We start from the raw sequence: 17,238 nt of genomic DNA, 5'->3' as shown, positions 1-17,238 counted from the left end.
AGTGTCCCGGAAGGCGTTGCTCACCGCAATCATCAGAGATACAAAGAGTGAGCGCTATCCTTCGTACGGTGGACATCCTCGCGTACGTGTCCGGTGCCTCACGACCAATCTGCGAGAAGTAGCCAAGTCGACATCAGATCTGGCCAAGAATAGGCACCGACCCTTCGCGCGGGCGGGGTCAGGGCCCTTGAATTTGCCTGATCGGGCGGTGAGATGGAAATGAACCTGAGCAGCGTGCACACCCATGCGGTCGGCCACCTGGCCGAGGACCCACCCAAGAAACCGAATATCGACACCATCATCGGCGGGATCGCCCCGGACTGGGGCCCGTTCGCGAGCCTCGGCTCGGAGGCCCGGGTGATGGTCGAGGTCATCATGGCCGTCGCCATCCTGGTCTGCCTCGGCATCGCGGTCTGGGGCGCGGCCAAACAGCGGATCGGCGCGACCGCGATGCGCGACAGCTTCGGCGCCGAACAGGGCAAGGGGCTGATCATCGCCGGGCTGACCGGCGTGTTCATCATCGGATCACTCGGCACTCTGTTCACCATTGTCTACGGCATGGCTATCTGACGATCAGACAGCAGTGAGTCGGCCAGACTGAGGACGGGCCCCCGCCCGGACGTCCCAGCGGCCGACCGCCCAGGAGTCCACCCCCGTTCCCACCCTCCGCCCGCGCCCGCCCCCGGACGGAGAGCCCCCGGAGCCGCCCCCGGCTCCCAGCACCAGGAGGGCCGCCGTGCCGTTGTCCGACGACCAGCCGCACACCCGTACGCGGCTGCCGGTCGGCGAACAGCCCGTATCCACGCCGACCCTCCGTCAGTCCAAGCCGCTGCGCACCCTGCTGACCGTCCTCGTGGTGGTCACCCTGCTCGTGGTGGCCATCTCCATCGCCAACCGCGCCAAGCCCGCCCCCGGCAACGCGGGCGGCTCCGCCGACCACGCGGCGGCCCCCACCGCCCCCTCCGGCGCCGGCCCCGGCCCCAGCGGCGACCAGCCCGTCGGCACCACCGTCAACGGCATCCCCTCCGGCTACCCGCACAACGAACAGGGCGCCCAGTCCGCCGCGACCAACTACGCGGTGGCGATCGGCTCCACGGACATGTTCCGCACCGACAGCCGCCACACCATCATCGCCACCATCGCCGACCCGGGCGCGGCGGGGGGACTGCAGAGCCGACTGGACCAGGGCTTCACGCCGGAGACGGCAGCACGGTTCGGTGTCGACGCCCAGGGGCAGCCGCCCAAGGGCTTGACCTTCGTGAGTCGGACGATTCCGGTCGGTTCCAAGAACAACAACTACACCGCGGAGAGCGTCAAGGTCGACGTTTGGTGCACTGGCTTGTTCGGGCTGGCCGGTGAGCGGTCGACCAAGCCGGTTTCCGAGGAATGGTTCACGCTCAGCCTCAGCCTGCGGTGGACCGGAACGGACTGGAAGCTCACTGACTACAGCCGAGTGGCGGGCCCAGCACCTGTCCCGCCAGATCAGCAAGCCGCGACTGCGGAGGAGATCACTGGTGCCGTCGAGCAGTTCGGAGGCTTCCGCTATGCCCGCTGACGGTAACCCCGGCCTTGTCAGGAGGACTGTCGGCCGCGTGACCGGGTTGGCGCTGTTCGGCGCCGTTTCGGTCCTGCTGACGGCCAACCGTGCGATCGCGGACCCCGCACCCACACCCACCCCCGGCTCCGGGGGCACCAACTCGAGCTGCCCGGGAGTTCCCCTTCCCGGGAACGACGTCTACTGCGCCCCGCCCGGTGGTGGTGGATCGCTCCCCGGGAGTGGCACCGTCAGTAACGTCACCGATCCGCTCGGGTCGCTGGCCAAGGGGTGTGCCCAGGCGGCGGCGTGGGTGGTGCGGAACCTGTCGGGGGCGATCGACGGGACGACGCAGGTGGACTTCACCAATGCGTCGTTCCTGCAGCAGTACGCGGTGGTGTTCGCGGTGTCGACGGTGATCACGCTGGTGCTGTGGCTGCTGGCGGTGACCAAGCGGGCGGTGCGGGGGGCGCCGCTGACGACGGCGATCTCGGAGGCGATCGGCTTCCTGTGGCTGACCGTGGTGGCCTCCGCGTTCACGCCGCTGATCCTGTACACCGTGGTGAGCGTGACGGACGGGCTGACCAAGGCGATCGCGGTCGGGACGAAGTCGGACACCGGGACGTACCTGGGCGGGTTCGCCGACACCCTGGAGAAGGGGAACGTCGGCGGCGGGCCGCTGATCCTGGTGCTGGTGTCGCTGGTGGCGGTGCTGGCGGCGGCGGTGCTCTGGATCGAGCTGCTGATCCGGGCGGCGATGCTGTACGTGGGCGCGCTGCTGGGTACGGCGGTGTACGCGGGGCTGGTGGACAAGCAGATGTGGAAGCACGTGCGCCGGTGGGCGGGGGTGATGGTGGCGGTGGACCTGGCGAAGCCGATCATCGTGGTCATCCTGGGCCTGGCGGGTGCGGTGGCGACCGGGGCCGGGGCCAGCGACGACTTCTCCCGGGTGCTGTCCGGGCTGGCGATCCTGTTCCTGTCGATCTTCGCGAGTGCCGCGGTGTACCGGTTCGTCCCGGGTTTCGGCGACGAGATGATGAACATGCGCCGGGCCCGGGCCAGTGCCGTGCAGGCCGGTTCGGCGATGATCAACGGCACCGCGAACCTGATGAAGCAGGGCATCACCACCCACGGCGACCGCGGTCAGCAGGCGGCCGGCGGGGGCGGTGGCGGTGCGGGCGGCGGCTCGGTCGCGCCGGGCATCGCCGCGCACGCCGGCCGTACGCCCGCCCCACCGCCGCAGGCCGGGCCGCCGCAGGCCCAGGTTCCGATCCGCGACAGCAATCCAGCGAAGGGGGGGTGACGGGTAAGTGAGCAGCGAACCGCTCGGCCAGTACGGTGCCCAGTACGCCCAGCCGTACGTGCACCAGCGCCGCACCTACCTGATCGGCAAGGCCCGCCCGAACGCGCCGATCGGCCGGAACCGGGAGTCCGGCGAGATCCTGCTGATCATCTTCGGGGCGTTCCTCGGGATGCTCTGGGGTCTGATGATGCCGATCCTGCCGCTGAGGATCGCCGGTCTGGTCGGCCTGCCCCTGCTGGCCATCGCGGCGGTCTACGTGCCGTACCGCAAGCGGACGTTCTACAAGTGGGTGGAGATCAACCGCACCTACCGCCGGACGGTCCGCAGCGGGCGCGCGGTGTGGCGTTCGGAGGCGATGGACGCGGGCACCCGGATGGACGGCCGTGAGGTGGAGATCGGCCCGCCGCCCGGGGTGGGGCGGCTGCGCTGGCTGACCGCGCCGTTCGGGCCGGACGAGGTCGGGGTGCTGATGCACCTGGAGCGGCGGACGGTGACGGCCGCGATCGAGATCGAGGGCCCGGGCGTCGGGCTGCGCGACTCGGAGGACCAGGAGGCGCTGGTCGACCGCTTCGGCACGCTGCTGAAGCACGTCGCCAACGGGGACGGCTTCGTGACCCGGTTGCAGATCCTGGCCCGTACCCTGCCGGCCGACCCGGACGCGCACGCCAAGGACGTCGAGCGGCGCGGCGACCACGACGCGCCGCGCTGGCTGCAGGAGTCGTACGACCAGTTGCAGTCGATGGTCTCGACCTCCTCGGAGCAGCACCGGGCGTACCTGGTGGCCTGCATGCACTACACCCGCGACCTGGCCGCCGAGGCGCACGCGATGGGGCGCAGTGCCTACGAGAAGCGTGCCGCCGGCGGCCCGTCCCGGGACGACGACGGGTTGGCGGCGGTGATGGCCCGCGAGCTGACCGACATCTGCGCCCGGCTGGCCGAGGCGGACATCCGGGTGCGGCAGCCGCTGGGCCAGGCCCGGCTGTCCTCGCTGCTGCACTCGATGTACGACCCGGACCACCCGATCGACCACATCCAGGCGATGTCGCGGCGCAACGCCTGGCCGGCGGAGCTGGACGCGACCCACCCGCAGTACCTTGAGGCGAAGACCCGCGAGTCGGCGACCCGGGAGCCGTGGTGCCACGCCACCGCGTGGATCAAGGAGTGGCCGCTCACCCCGGTGGGCGTCAACTTCCTGGCGCCGCTGCTGGTGCACACCCCGGACGTGATCCGGACGGTCGCGGTGACGATGGACCTGGAGCCCACGGACGTCGCGATCGAGCGGATGCTGACCGAGAAGACCAACGACGAGGCGGAGGCCAGCCGGGCGGCCAAGATGAACCGCACGGTCGACCCGCGCGACCTGGCGCACACCGGCCGGGTGGATCAGCGCGGTGACGACCTGGCGTCGGGCGCGGCCGGGGTGAACCTGGTCGGCTACATCACGGTCTCCTCGCGCAACCCCGAGGCGCTGGCCCGCGACAAGCGGACCATCCGGGCCTCGGCCGGCAAGAGCTACCTCAAGCTGGAGTGGTGCGACCGCGAGCACCACCGGGCCTTCGTCAACACCCTGCCGTTCGCCACCGGCATCCGTCGCTGACGGCGGCGTCCGCCCACCCCACCGCGCTCGTCCATCCCTACCGCTGGCACCAGGAGGCCGCCCATGGCGCTCGGCAACCTCACCGACGCGTTCACCAGCCTGATGTTCGGCAAGGTGGAGACCACCCGGCTGCCGGTGCGCACCTCGACCGGCCAGGCGCAGGCGGTCTACCTGCCCACCGCCGCACCGGGGTTGGGCGACTCGGGGGTGATCATCGGGCGCGAGGTGTACAGCGGCAAGGGCTACGTGTACGACCCCTTCCAGTTGTACGGGCAGCAGCTGCCGGCCCCGCACTGGCTGGTGCTGGGGGAGTCCGGCAACGGCAAGTCGGCGCTGGAGAAGACGTACGTCCTGCGGCAGTTGAGGTTCCGCGACCGCCAGGTCGTGGTGCTGGACGCGCAGGGCGAGGACGGTGTCGGCGAGTGGAACCTGATCGCCGAAGCGCTGGGCATAAAGTCGATCCGGCTGGACCCGTTGGCGGCCCGGGACGGCGGGGTGAAGCTCAACCCACTGGATCCGGCGATCACCCAGACCGGCCAGCTGTCGCTGCTGCGCACCATCATCGAGGTGGCGATGGGGCGCGGTCTGGAGGAGCGGGCCGGCTTCGCGCTGAAGGCCGCGCACGCCCATGTGGTGGCCTCGGTGAAGGATCGTCAGCCGGTGCTGGACGACATCATCGACACCCTGCGCAACCCCGACCTGTCCTCGGTGGAGTCGCTGGGCGTGGCGGTGGACGAGGTGCAGTCCTGGGGCCTGGACGTGGCGCTGGTGCTGGACCGGCTGGTCGACGGTGACCTGCGAGGGATGTTCGACGGGTCGACCACCAAGGGCATCGACCTGGACGCCCCGCTGATCGTCTTCGACCTCTCGCACATCGACCGCAACTCGATCGCGATGCCGATCCTGATGGCGATCGTCGGGGTGTGGCTGGAGCACACCTGGATCCGGCCGGACCGGAAGAAGCGCATCTTCCTGGTCGAGGAGGCCTGGCACATCATCAACAGTCCTTTCGTGGCACAGCTGTTCCAGCGGCTGCTGAAGTTCGGGCGACGGCTGGGTCTGTCCTTCGTCGCGGTGGTGCACCACCTGTCGGACGTGGTGGACGGCGCGGCGGCCAAGGAGGCCTCGGCGATCCTGAAGATGGCCTCGACCCGGACGATCTACATGCAGAAGGCCGAGGAGGCGCGGGCCACCGGCCGAGTGCTGGGCCTGCCGCGCTGGGCGGTGGAGATCATTCCGACCCTGTCGCCGGGCATCGCGGTCTGGGACGTCAACGGCAACGTCCAGGTGGTCAAGCACATCATCACCGAGGCCGAGCGGCCGCTGGTGTACACCGACCGCGCGATGACCGAGGACGCGGTGGCCGAACGGACGCGGGCCGAGCGGCAGTTGGCGGCCGAGCCGGGGGTCTGAGTCGAGGCTTGAGCCGCGGCCGGGCGGTGGTCCGCAGGCGGTGCGCCCCCGCCGGATGGCGATGGTTCGTCAGCAGGTAATCCTCTCGTTACGTTCGACCTCCTGACAGCTACGCGCGTTGACCCTAGGCTGCACAGGCGCAACATCTTGCCCGCACGCCGGCGCTCCAGTCGCCGGTGCTCCCTCCGAGGTGCAGGGGACCCCCTTCATGCTCACCGTCAGATCCCGACGGACGGCGCTCGCCGTCGTCGCCGCCGCAGGTCTGTTCGGCACGGTGGCCGTGCCGACGGCCGCTCAGGCCGCCGATGCCAACGCCAAGCGCCACAAGACCGTCAACCTCCAGTTGCTGGCGATCAACGACTTCCACGGCAACCTGGAGCCCCCGGCCGGGTCCTCCGGCACGATCAAGGAGATCGACCCGGCCACCGGCAAGGAGGTCTCCACCCCGGCCGGCGGCATCGAGTACCTGGCCACCGAGCTGCGCCAGGCCCGGATCCCGGCCGACGACTCGATCACCGTCGCCGCGGGCGACATCGTCGGGGCCAGCCCGCTGACCTCCGCGCTGTTCCACGACGAGCCGACCATCGAGGCGATGGACAAGCTCGGCCTGGACGTCACCTCGGTCGGCAACCACGAGTTCGACCAGGGCGCGGCGGAGCTGCTGCGCAAGCAGGACGGCGGCTGCCACCCGACCGACGGCTGCTACGAGCCCGGTCGCACCTTCAAGGGCGCCAACTTCAACTACCTGTCGGCCAACGTCACCGACGAGAAGACCGGCAAGCCGCTGCTGGCCCCGTACTGGGTGACCAAGTCGCAGGGCGTGAAGATCGGCTTCATCGGCGTCACCCTGGAGGGCACGCCGAACATCGTGACCGCCCAGGGCGTCCAGGGCCTGAAGTTCGCCAACGAGGTCACCACGATCAACAAGTACGCCGCGGAGCTGAAGGCCAAGGGCGTCAACTCGATCGTCGCGCTGATCCACGAGGGCGGCTACCCGGCCAGCGGCGTCTACAACTACGACTGCGGCGCGGCCGGCCAGGGCATCTCCGGCCCGATCGTCGACATCGCGAAGCGGATCGACCCCGCGGTCGGCGCCATCGTCACCGGCCACACCCACAACGCGTACGCCTGCAGCATCCCCGACCCCAACGGCGTGCCGCGCTCGGTGACCAGTGCCGCCTCCTTCGGCCGGCTGTTCACCGAGATCGACATGAAGCTGGACAAGACCACCGGCGAGATCGTGCGCCCCTCGGTGAAGGCCGAGAACCACGTGGTGCGCCGTACGGTCGCGAAGGCTCCGGACATGACGGCGCTGATCGACCGCTACTCCAAGCTGGCCGCCCCGATCGCCAACCGTCCGATCGGCTACATCTCCTCGGACATCAACGGCCGCGGCAGCAGCGACCTGGAGAAGCCGCTGGGTGACGTGATCGCCGACGCGCAGCTGGAGGGGATGGCCCCGGCGGACAAGGGCGGGGCGCAGGTCGCCTTCATGAACCCCGGTGGCATCCGCTCCGACCTGGTCTACAAGGCCTCGGGCAGTGAGGGCGACGGCGTGGTGACCTACGGCGAGGCGTTCACCGTCCAGCCGTTCACCAACATGATGCAGGTCAAGACGCTGACCGGCGCCCAGCTGATCCAGCTGCTCCAGCAGCAGGTGAGCGGTCTCAACGACGCCGCGCCGAAGATCCTCCAGGTGTCCTCGAACCTGCACTACACCCTGGACATGCGCAAGACCGGTGCGGCCCGGCTCCTGGTCGACTCGGTCCGGCTGAACGGCGCGCCGGTCGATCAGGCCGCCAAGTACCGGGTCGCGGCCAACGAGTTCCTGGCCGGTGGCGGCGACGGCTTCCCGGCCTTCGCGGCGGGCACCGACAAGCTCGTCGGCGTCTCCGACCTGGACGTCTTCACGGCCTACCTGGCGGCCCACAGCTCGGCGGCCTCGCCGCTGAAGCCGCCGGCGAGTGACCGGATCAGGATCCTCGGCCCGGGCAGCGACATCGACTGACCGTGAGCCGGACACGGGGGCGGGCGGGGCGCTGTCGGGGCGCCCCGCCCGCCCTGCTGTTGGCGCAGGCTATTCGGGGGCGGGGCCGCCGGGCAGCCGGACGGTGGCCAGCGCGCCGGGGCCGCCGTCCCCGGCCGGGCCCAGCGTGACCTCGCCGCCGGCCTCCCGGACGCTCTGCGCGACGATCGACAACCCCAGGCCGGAGCCCGGCAGCTGGCGCGAGGACGGGGAGCGCCAGAAGCGGTCGAAGACGTACTGGAGCTCGTCCGGCGGGATGCCGGGGCCGTGGTCGCGGACGGTCAACACACCCTGCTGGAGCCGGACTTCGATGGTGCCGCCGGGCGGGCTGTACTTGACCGCGTTGTCGAGGAGGTTGATCACGGCCCGTTCCAGCCCGGCCGCGTCGCCGTTCACGTACCAGGGTTCGGTGGTGGTCTCGAAGACCAGGCCGGGGCCGCGCAGCTTCGCCCGTTCGACGGCCCGCCCGGCGATCTCGTGCAGAGCGACGACGGTGAGGTTGGGGCCGGTCTTGGGGGTGTCGGGGCGGGAGAGCTGGAGCAGGTCGCCGATCAGCACGGTGAGTTCCTGCATCTGCGCCTTCATGTTGCCCAGCAGCTTGGTCTTGGTCGCCGGGGGCAGCGGTCGGCCGGTGTCGTCGCTGCGGATCAGCAGGTCGACGTTGGTGCGCAGGGAGGTCAGCGGCGTGCGGAGCTCGTGGCCCGCGTCGGCGATCAACCGGGTCTGCCGTTCACGGGAGTTGGCGAGGGCGGTGCTCATGGAGTTGAAGGAGGTGGACAGCCGGGCGATCTCGTCGTCGCCGTTGACGGGGATGGTGGTGCCGACCTCCTCGGTGCGGGCGATGTGCTCGACGGCGTCGGTGAGCTGGTCGACCGGCTTGAGCGAGGAGTGGGCCACCAGACGGCCGGCGACGGCGGCGAGCAGGATGCCGCCGAGGGAGACGGCGCCGAGCAGGATGGCGAGGCCCTGGAGGGACTGCTCGATGGACTTGGTCGGCGTCGCCACCATCACCAGCACGGGCTGGGCACCGGCGGTGCGGAAGACGGAGATGCGGACCATCGCGGGGTCGCCGTTGGTGTAGTGGCCGTCCCGGATGATCGACTGGCCCGGCTTGAGCCGGAACGCCTGGACGTCGTCCTTCTGGAGCGCGATCGCGTTGCTCGCCATCGGCGGCAGGCAGACCTGGGTCGGATCCGTCAGGACGTACTGGGTGTCCCGGGGGACGGGGCCTCCGGTCACCTCCGGCGTGGAGCTCTGGACCTCCTGGAGAGCCCCTTCGGGCGTGCTGGGACAGGAGGGGAGGTGGAGGAACACCCCGCGCGGCTTCGGCGCGTTGCGCAGTTCCGTCTCCACCTGGCCGTAGAGCTGCCTCTCCACGATGAACCAGCAGGCCAGCGCCGACATCGCGATGGCCACCGCCACCGCCGCCGCGCTCAGGAAGGTGAGGCGGCCGCGGAGCGAGCGCGAGCGGAGCCAGTGGCTGACGCGCCGGCGCCGGGGGGTGCGGGGTGGTGCCAGGGGCGGGGGCGGAACGGTGGTCACGCGCTGGGGCCGGTGGTCGGGCGCAGGGCGTAGCCGACGCCCCGTACGGTCTGGATGAGGCGTGGCATGCCGCCCTGCTCGGTCTTGCGGCGCAGGTACATCACGTACACGTCCAGGGAGTTGGAGGAGGGCTCGAAGTCGAAGCCCCAGACCGCCTTGAGGATCTGCTCGCGGGTGAGGACCTGGCGGGGGTGGGCGAGGAACATCTCCAGGAGCATGAACTCGGTGCGGGTGAGTTCGACCGGCTTGCCGGCCCGGGTGACCTCGCGGGTGGCGGTGTTCATCCGCAGGTCGGCGAAGGCGAGCACCTCGCTCTCGTCCTCGGCGGCGGCGCGGGCGGCGGCCTCGGTGGCGAGGGCGTTGCGGCGCAGCAGGGCGCGGACGCGGGCGAGGAGCTCGTCGAGCTCGAAGGGCTTGGCGAGGTAGTCGTCGGCGCCGACGTCGAGGCCGGTGACGCGGTCGCCGACGGCGTCGCGGGCGGTGAGCATCAGCACGGGGACGGTGTCGCCGCGGGAGCGCATCCGGCGGACGGCGGTGAGGCCGTCCATCCGGGGCATCATGATGTCCAGCAGGACGAGGTCGGGCCGGTCGCGTTCGACGGATTCCAGCGCCTCGTAGCCGTCCGTGGCGGTGGCGACCTCGTAGCCCTCGAAGGCGAGGCTGCTCTCCAGGGCGTCCCGGAGCGCGGGTTCGTCGTCGACCACGAGGAGCCGGGCGGAGGTGTGGCCGGCCTCGGAGGGGGTGCGGTCGTCGGCGGACGGGGTCATGGGCTGGTGCCCTTTCTCGTCGGGTGGAGGGCCTGCTGGGAGCAATTCTCCGTCGAACGGACGGCGACTTACAGGTTCTGGCCTGCTTCGAGCTTCGGCAGGACCTGCTTGATGTCGTTCATCGGGATGGCGAAGCCGAGACCGACGCTACCGGCGCTGCTGCCGCCACCGCCGGAGGAGCCGGAGCCGCCGGGCGCGTACATCGCCGAGTTGATGGCGATGACCTGGCCGTTGGCGTTGATCAGCGGGCCGCCGGAGTTGCCGGGGTTGAGGGCGGCGTCGGTCTGGAAGGCCTTGTAGGTCGTGGTGCTGCCGCTGTTGGACTGGGGGGCGTTGCCGCGCGTTCCGGGCAGGCCGGGCAGGAAGGGGAGGCCGAAGCCGCCGTTGTTGCTGGTGCTGCCCTCGTCGAGCTGGACGGTGACGTCGCGGTTCTCGGCGCTGATGATGCCGGAGGTGACGGTGCCGGTGAGTCCGTCGGGGTTGCCGATGGCGACGACGGGGTCGCCGACGGCCACGGTGGAGGAGTCGCCGAGGACGGCGGGGGTGAGGTTCCTGGCGCCGGTCGCGGTGATCACGGCGACGTCGAGGGACTTGTCGGTGCCGGTGACGGTCGCCGGGGCGGTGGAGCCGTCCTTGAAGGTGACGGTGATCTGGCCGCCGTCGGCCGCGGTGTCGATCACGTGGAAGTTGGTGAGGATCCGGCCGTCGGTGTCGAGGACGACGCCGGTGCCGGTGGCGGTGCCGTTGCCGGTCTTGACGGTGATCTGGACGGTGCTGGGCGAGACGGCGGCGGCGATGGCGGGCACGTTGGCGCTGCCGTCGGAGCGGGCGGAGACGGGGCTGGCGATGGTGCCGACGCGGGTGTCGGCGGACTGCCGGTCGGAGGCGATGACCCCGCCGGTGACCCCGCCGATGACGGCGGCGATCGCGGCGACGGCGGTCGCCATGGCGAGGCGTCCGCGCAGCAGGCCGCGCCGGGCCCGGTGGCCGGGGCCGCCGGGGCCCTCGGGGCCCGAGGGGTGGCCGAGCAGGGTGGGCGGCTCGGGCGGCATGGGCGGGGGAGGCGGCGGTCCGTCGAAGGCGCCGCCGGAGTGGTCCTCGCGGTAGCCGTACCCGGTGCCCGGGTCGGCGCCGGGGGCCCAGGTGTTGCCGCTGTTGCCGCCGCCGAGCACGGTGCCCTCGATCACGCGGGGCCGGTCCGGGTCGTACTGCTCCCGGTAGGGGTCGTACTGCTCGCCGGGGTGCTGCTGCTCTTCGCTCATGCCGACCAAGCTCCGCCCGGTGGATGAGGACCGGATGAGAAGCGGCTCAGAAGGGCCCGAGAAGCCCGTTGGGTTCTCATAAAGCCTGGTCAGGCCGCCTGTGGAGCGGAACCGGCGGCTCCGCTCCCAAGTGGTGGCGGCTACTCCGCCGCGGCGCGGCCGGGCGCGGTCCCGTCGCAGCCGCAGGAACGGCGGATGACCAGGCGGGCCGGGAACTTGCGGACCCGCTCGGTGTCCGAGCCGGGCACCATCAGCGAGTCGTCCAGCACCAGCTCCACGGCGGCCCGGGCCATCGCGTCGCGGTCGGAGGCGACGGTGGTCAGCGGCGGGTCGGCGAGCGCGGCCTCCGGCACGTCGTCGAAGCCGGCCACCGCGAGGTCCTCCGGGACCCGCAGGCCGACCTCGCGGGCGGCCCGCAGCACGCCGATGGCCTGGTCGTCGGTGGAGCAGAAGATCGCCGGCGGCCGCTCCGGCGAGCGCAGCAGGGCGAGCGCGACGTCGTACGCGCCGTAGCGGTGGAAGGGCGCGTCGATCAGGTGCGGTTCGGTGGGGATGCCGTGCGCGTCCATGGCGCGCTGCCAGCCCTCGACGTGGTCGATGACCGGGTCGCCGGGGGCGGGGGACTCGACCGGGCCGCCGAAGCAGGCCACGTACGGGTGCCCGTGCACCTCCAGCAGGTGGCGGACCACGGCCTCGGCGCCGTCCACGTCGTCGGTGACCACCGCGACGTCGTCGATCGCCTCGGGCCGGCGGTGCAGCAGCACCACCTTGGCCCCCTCCATGGCGGCGAACTCCTCGGCGGCGCGCTGGGAGGGGCCCTGGCTGACCAGGATCAGGCCGGAGACGCGCATGCCCAGGAAGGCGCGGACGTAGTGGACCTCGCGGTCGTCCACGTAGTCGGAGTTGCCGATCAGCACGAGCTTGCCGCGCTCGGAGGCGGCCCGTTCCACGGCGTGCGCCATCTCGGCGAAGAAGGGCTGGCGGGCGTCCGGGACGACCATGCCGATCAGGTTGGTCCGGCGGGAGGCCATCGCCTGGGCGACGCTGTTCGGCCGGTAGCCGAGCTGCTCGATCGCCGCGAGGACCTTCTCCCGGGTCGCGGGCGCGACCGGGCGCGGCCCGTTGTTGATCACGTAGCTGACGACCGCGGTCGAGGTCCCAGCCAGTCGGGCTACATCGTCGCGCGTCACCTTGGCCACGGAGGGAGTCTACGCGTGTGGCCTCCGGGGCGGCAGTGGGATCCGGGGCCGTCTCCGGAGGGCATCCGGGGCAATGCGGACAAGCCGGGCGGGGGGCGGGCCCGCCCGGCCCGTTTCAGGCCTCCAGCGGCGTCGAGGGGCGCTGGGCGAGCTCCGGGCGCTCGCCCTTCTCGGCCTTGTCCGGTACGACGAAGCGGTAGCCGACGTTGCGCACGGTGCCGATCAGCTGCTCGTGTTCGACGCCGAGCTTGGCGCGCAGCCGCCGGACGTGCACGTCCACCGTCCGGGTGCCGCCGAAGTAGTCGTAGCCCCAGACCTCCTGGAGCAGCTGCGCCCGGGTGAAGACCCGGCCGGGGTGCTGGGCGAGGTACTTGAGCAGCTCGAACTCCTTGAAGGTGAGGTCGAGTGCCCGGCCCTTGAGCTTGGCGGAGTAGGTGGCCTCGTCGACCGAGAGGTCGCCGTTGCGGATCTCCATCGGGCTGTCGTCGGTGGCGACCTGGAGCCGGCCGAGCGCGAGCCGCAGCCGGGCCTCGACCTCGGCCGGGCCGGCGGTGTCCAGCAGGACGTCGTCGATGCCCCATTCGGCGGTGACGGCGGCCAGGCCGCCCTCGGTGACGACCAGGATCAGCGGGCAGCCGATGCCGGTGGAGCGCAGCAGCTGGCACAGGCTGCGGATCTGCGGCAGGTCGCGCCGTCCGTCGACCAGGATGACGTCCGCACTGGGGGTGTCCACCAGGGCCGACCCCTCGGCGGGGGCCACCCGGACGTTGTGCAGCAGCAGGCCGAGCGCCGGCAGCACCTCCGCGGAGGGCTGTAGCGCGTTGGTGAGGAGGAGGAGAGAACTCATACCCGGTGGTCCCCTTTCCGGGTCGTCGCGGTCGCTTCCGGGCCGTCGTCACCGTCGGACGGCGCAGGGCCGGGAAGGTGTCGCGCGCAGCGCGCCCCGGGAAGGGCGTCGGTGGGCGACGTGAGGGCGGGGGAGAGGACGCCTGTCGGGCGTGCGCCGGGGGTGTGGACGGCGCGGCGGCGGGCGCGCTCGGGGTCCCGCAACCCCTGGCGCACCGTTTCTGCCCTGCTCATCCCGCGAACCCTCCGGTCTGGGCCGGTGCCGGGCGGCGGCCCGGCGCCGGGGTGGCGACACCCCGCCGGACCGGCACGTCCTTGTGCCGCGAGAAGCGGGGCGGTTCCTGCTGCCCGCCGGGGGTGGGCCGACGAATCGCAAGAACGTCCGTACTGGCGTCCTTAAAGCACAAAAGGACCCGGGGGCGACTCTGCCCGGATCCCTCTAGGAGGACGAGGATAGCCGACGGCCTCCCGCGCCGGGAGTGCGCGAACCCGGCGGTTCGCCCAATCCGGGCGTGCGCCGGGTGAGCCTGGACACAGCTTCGAACGCGCCCGGGGATTGGTCCGGCCAGGGCGATTGCCGGTCGTGGTGGCGGACACGCCATCATGGGACGCACATCGGCGGCGCCGCGCGTTCCATCGTTCGGGTGATCGGGCGGCCGCCCCCGGTGGAGAGCCGGACCGGGGCACCGGGACCGGACGAGGACGAACAGAAGGGGTGGCCCGATGGGCGCGACCACCGAGCCCGCGAGCGGCGCCCGGGTGCGCGGGACGATCCGCTACTGGGCGGCGGCGAAGTCCGAGGCCGGACGGGCCGAGGAGCCGTACGAGGCGGCGACCCTGGCGGAGGCGCTGGCCGCGGCCAAGGAGCGGCACGCCGACCGGCCGACGTTCGTCCAGTTGCTCGGGCACTGCTCGTACCTGGTCGACGGCGCCCAGGTGGGCGGCCGGGACCACACGACCATCGCCCTGATCGAGGGCGGGACGGTGGAGGTCCTCCCGCCGTTCGCGGGAGGCTGAGCGGCGTGACGGACATGAACAACCCGAACCGCGGCGGCTACGGCGACTGGCCGCAGCGGCCCCAGCAGCCCTACCCGCATCCGCAGCAGCACCAGCCTCAGCACCCGTACGGCTACCCGGTGGACGACGAGGCCGCGACCACGCTGCTGCCCCCCGTGCCCGCGCTGGACGACGCGGCGGCCACCACGCTGCTTCCGCCGGTGCCTCCGATGGACGCGGCGGCCACCACGCTGCTGCCGCCCGTCCCGCCGATGGACGATGCGGCGGCCACCACGCTGCTTCCGCCGGTGCCGGCCTCCGGCGCGATGCCGGCGGCCCCGCCGCAGCACCGGCCGCAGCCGCCGTACCAGTCTCCGCAGCAGCACCAGCAGCACCAGCAGCGCCAGCAGCAGCAGCCGTCCAGGGCCCGGCACGCGGCTGCGGCGCCGCAGCAGGCCCCGCAGCCGACCGCGCCCGCCGCGCCCGCCTTCGACCCGCCGACCATGACGCTCAAGCGCCCGGTCGTCCCGGCGCCGGGCGCCCCCGCCGCGCCGCCGTACCAGGCCGTACCGGCGCAGCCGGTGCCGGTCGCCGCGCCGCCCGCCGCCCCGCGCGGCCGGACCGGTTCGCCGATCATCGACCCGGGCCTGCAGCCCGCACTGATCACCGCCGGTCTGGCCGCGCTGCTGGCGGGCGGTGCCGCGCTCGGCCAGGTGGCGCTGGCCCTGGTGGTGGCGCTGTTGCAGGTGCTGACGGCGGCCGGCTGGTTCCGGCTGAACGGCATGTGGCCGGCCCGGCAGGGCATCCTGCTGGCCGCGCTGGCCGGGCTCACCGCGGACGTGGCGGTGCTGCTGGCGGACTCCGACGGTTCGGCGGCGGCCGTGGTGGGCACCCTGGGCGGGTTCTTCCTGCTGGTCCTGGTGCTGCAGACGTTCCGCCCCTCGGACCCGAAGGAGCGGTTCTACGCGCTGACTGTGCTCGGTTCGGCGTCGGTGGTGACGGCGCTGTGCACCACGCTGCTGCTGGCCGACTGGGTGCCGGCCGGGGTGGGCGCGGTCGCGCTGGCGACGGTGCTGGCCGCGGCGCCGCTGCCCGGTCCGAAGCAGCTGGGCCCGGTGCTGGGCCTGGTCGCGGCGGTGCTGCTGGGCTTCCTGGTGGGCGCTCCGGTGGCCCTGGGGGCGCTCGCCGGGCTGGGCGCGCTGGTCGGCCGCCGGGTCGCGGCGTACGACTTCCCGTCCCGCTTCGTGCACATGACGGCGGGCGTGGCGCTGCCGCTGGCGGTGGCCTCGCCGCTGATCTGGATGGCCACCGACCTGCTGGCCGGCTGAGCAGGATTCGTCACACCCGCGTCCCGTCCCGGAACCACCGTCCGGGGCGGGACGTCGTACGGTCTTGCGGGAGCGGTCGCGTCAGGGCGGCCGCCGAGGGAACAGCGACGAAGCACGGACGAAGCACAGCGGACGACGACGGCGACCGGCGACGACGGGGGACACGATGCGCGGATGGCTGAAGGCCACGATCGGCCTGGTGGTGCTCTCCGGGCTGCTGCTGGGCGCCGACCGGATCGCGGTCGGCGTGGCCGAGGACGAGGCCGCCGACCGCATGGTGAAGAGCGGCCGGATGGGCCAGCGGCCGGACGTCTCGATCGAGGGTTTCCCGTTCCTCACCCAGGTGGTCTCGCGGAGGCTGGACGACGTCCGGATCTCCTCGGACGGCCTGACGGTGGAGAACGACGGCCACCAGGTGGCGCTGCACTCCTTCAAGGCCAGGCTGTCCGGCGTCTCGGTGGGCGACAGCCTGAACACCGCCACGGTGGCCACCGGCAGCGGCAGCGGCGTGATCTCCTACCCGGACCTCGCCCAACTGCTGCCGCCGGCCTCCCAGTTGCTGGGCGGCGTCCAGCTGCCGGTGGGCGGCAACTCCCGGCTGAACCTGTCGTACGGCGGGCCGGGCAAGATCAAGGCCTCGCTGGGGCCGGTCTCGGTCGGCGAGGCCACCGTGCGCAACAACGGGAACACCATCACGGTGGAGGGCCTGAAGCTGAGCTCGCTGGCCGAGGTGTTCTCCGGGCTCGGCAACAAGAAGATCGAGCCGGCCGGCTTCACCCTCGACTCGATGCCGGCCGGGCTGAGCCTGGCCGCGCAGAACGGTGTGACGCCGCTGCCGGAGGGCCTCCAGCTGTCCTTCGAGGGCAAGGACGTGAAGCTCCTGGGCTGAGGCCCGCCCCCGCCCGCCCCCGCCAGGGCCGCACCCCGGACCCGTTCCGCTCCGCGAGACGCGCTGTCCAGCGCGGACCGCGGAGCGGCGTCGTTTTCGCCCGAAGTGCGCCACCGGTTGGCCCGGAAGCGGTGCCCGGCAGACCATGTGCAGGCCAAATCCCACGATCCGACCGTTTCGATCCCACCATTCGATACGCTGATGACAGCGGGCCCCGGGTGTCCCTAGCATCGTCGGCATGAAGCGACAGACGGATCTCACGAAGCGGCGGGCGGTCGACCTGTGCCGCGTGGCCGCCTGTCTGTGTCGAATGCGCTGAGTCGGCGTCCTGGCAGGGCAGTTGTGGCCCGCCGCCGATCTTCCCGGTGACCTTTCCCGGCCGTTGCGGCGGGCGGTTGCCGTCGTACCCCGCAGTTCCCCGCCCGGTCCCCCGGTTCGACCGCTCCGTCCCAGTATTCGGACAGGAATTCGGACCGCTTCCTCCCGGGCACCCTCGCAGCACCTCCTGAGCAGCACCTTCCGCCAACCGCCCTCGG

General features: G+C 72.0%; 15 protein-coding genes. 10 read left to right on the top strand and 5 right to left on the bottom strand.

The features are described from left to right. Positions 1-219 precede the first annotated feature (219 nt). The 6 genes from RZ50_RS06875 to RZ50_RS06850 all read left to right on the top strand — a co-directional run bounded on the left by RZ50_RS06875 (position 220) and on the right by RZ50_RS06850 (position 7,855). Positions 220-570 (top strand): hypothetical protein, encoded by a 351-nt coding sequence (locus tag RZ50_RS06875; protein WP_254802012.1) that lies wholly within the window; start codon positions 220-222, stop codon positions 568-570. A gap of 166 nt (positions 571-736) precedes the next feature. Beyond that, on the top strand, positions 737-1,555 hold the full coding sequence (locus RZ50_RS06870) for a hypothetical protein (protein ID WP_308271510.1): 819 nt from the start codon (positions 737-739) through the stop codon (positions 1,553-1,555). Positions 1,556-1,847: 292 nt separating this feature from the next. After that, positions 1,848-2,837 carry a hypothetical protein gene (locus RZ50_RS06865; RefSeq protein WP_217680287.1) on the top strand — a complete coding sequence of 330 codons (990 nt, stop codon included), beginning with the start codon at positions 1,848-1,850 and terminating at the stop codon, positions 2,835-2,837. 7 nt (positions 2,838-2,844) lie between these two features. Next, positions 2,845-4,434 (top strand): SCO6880 family protein, encoded by a 1,590-nt coding sequence (locus RZ50_RS06860; RefSeq protein ID WP_308271509.1) that lies wholly within the window; start codon positions 2,845-2,847, stop codon positions 4,432-4,434. 63 nt (positions 4,435-4,497) lie between these two features. Continuing rightward, the gene (locus RZ50_RS06855; RefSeq protein WP_196951671.1) at positions 4,498-5,847 is read left to right on the top strand and encodes an ATP-binding protein; all 1,350 of its coding nucleotides are present in this window, start codon (positions 4,498-4,500) and stop codon (positions 5,845-5,847) included. Between the two features lie 208 nt (positions 5,848-6,055). Next, positions 6,056-7,855 (top strand): bifunctional UDP-sugar hydrolase/5'-nucleotidase, encoded by a 1,800-nt coding sequence (locus tag RZ50_RS06850; protein ID WP_196951672.1) that lies wholly within the window; start codon positions 6,056-6,058, stop codon positions 7,853-7,855. Between the two features lie 69 nt (positions 7,856-7,924). Here the strand turns inward: RZ50_RS06850 and RZ50_RS06845 are convergent, their stop codons facing one another. The 5 genes from RZ50_RS06845 to RZ50_RS06825 all read right to left on the bottom strand — a co-directional run bounded on the left by RZ50_RS06845 (position 7,925) and on the right by RZ50_RS06825 (position 13,490). Beyond that, the gene (locus RZ50_RS06845) at positions 7,925-9,415 is read right to left on the bottom strand and encodes a HAMP domain-containing sensor histidine kinase (protein WP_308271508.1); all 1,491 of its coding nucleotides are present in this window, start codon (positions 9,413-9,415) and stop codon (positions 7,925-7,927) included. Then, entirely contained in the window at positions 9,412-10,182 is a 771-nt protein-coding gene (locus RZ50_RS06840) for a response regulator transcription factor (RefSeq protein ID WP_196951673.1), read from the bottom strand. Before RZ50_RS06840 ends, RZ50_RS06845 begins: the two co-directional genes overlap by 4 nt. A 68-nt stretch (positions 10,183-10,250) precedes the next feature. Next, entirely contained in the window at positions 10,251-11,444 is a 1,194-nt protein-coding gene (locus RZ50_RS06835; RefSeq protein ID WP_196951674.1) for a S1C family serine protease, read from the bottom strand. 140 nt (positions 11,445-11,584) lie between these two features. Beyond that, positions 11,585-12,643 carry a LacI family DNA-binding transcriptional regulator gene (locus tag RZ50_RS06830; RefSeq protein ID WP_196951675.1) on the bottom strand — a complete coding sequence of 353 codons (1,059 nt, stop codon included), beginning with the start codon at positions 12,641-12,643 and terminating at the stop codon, positions 11,585-11,587. A 115-nt stretch (positions 12,644-12,758) separates the two neighbouring features. Beyond that, positions 12,759-13,490 carry a response regulator transcription factor gene (locus RZ50_RS06825; protein ID WP_196951676.1) on the bottom strand — a complete coding sequence of 244 codons (732 nt, stop codon included), beginning with the start codon at positions 13,488-13,490 and terminating at the stop codon, positions 12,759-12,761. Between the two features lie 722 nt (positions 13,491-14,212). Here RZ50_RS06825 and RZ50_RS06820 point away from each other — a divergent pair. The 4 genes from RZ50_RS06820 to RZ50_RS30310 all read left to right on the top strand — a co-directional run bounded on the left by RZ50_RS06820 (position 14,213) and on the right by RZ50_RS30310 (position 17,021). Continuing rightward, the gene (locus RZ50_RS06820) at positions 14,213-14,506 is read left to right on the top strand and encodes a MoaD/ThiS family protein (protein ID WP_196951677.1); all 294 of its coding nucleotides are present in this window, start codon (positions 14,213-14,215) and stop codon (positions 14,504-14,506) included. Positions 14,507-14,511: 5 nt separating this feature from the next. Then, positions 14,512-15,813, top strand: a complete 1,302-nt coding sequence (locus RZ50_RS06815; protein ID WP_217680286.1) for a hypothetical protein — start codon at positions 14,512-14,514, stop codon at positions 15,811-15,813. A 166-nt stretch (positions 15,814-15,979) separates the two neighbouring features. After that, a complete protein-coding gene (locus RZ50_RS06810; protein WP_196948049.1) occupies positions 15,980-16,702 on the top strand; it encodes a DUF2993 domain-containing protein in 723 nt (240 codons plus the stop codon). Between the two features lie 238 nt (positions 16,703-16,940). Continuing rightward, the gene (locus RZ50_RS30310; RefSeq protein WP_350517234.1) at positions 16,941-17,021 is read left to right on the top strand and encodes an Ms5788A family Cys-rich leader peptide; all 81 of its coding nucleotides are present in this window, start codon (positions 16,941-16,943) and stop codon (positions 17,019-17,021) included. The last annotated feature ends 217 nt before the right edge of the window (positions 17,022-17,238 follow it).

The sequence above is a fragment of the Kitasatospora sp. SUK 42 genome (assembly GCF_015776785.2).
In the GTDB taxonomy this organism is placed as follows: Bacteria; Actinomycetota; Actinomycetes; order Streptomycetales; family Streptomycetaceae; genus Kitasatospora.
This window is presented reverse-complemented; position numbering and strand designations above follow the sequence as displayed.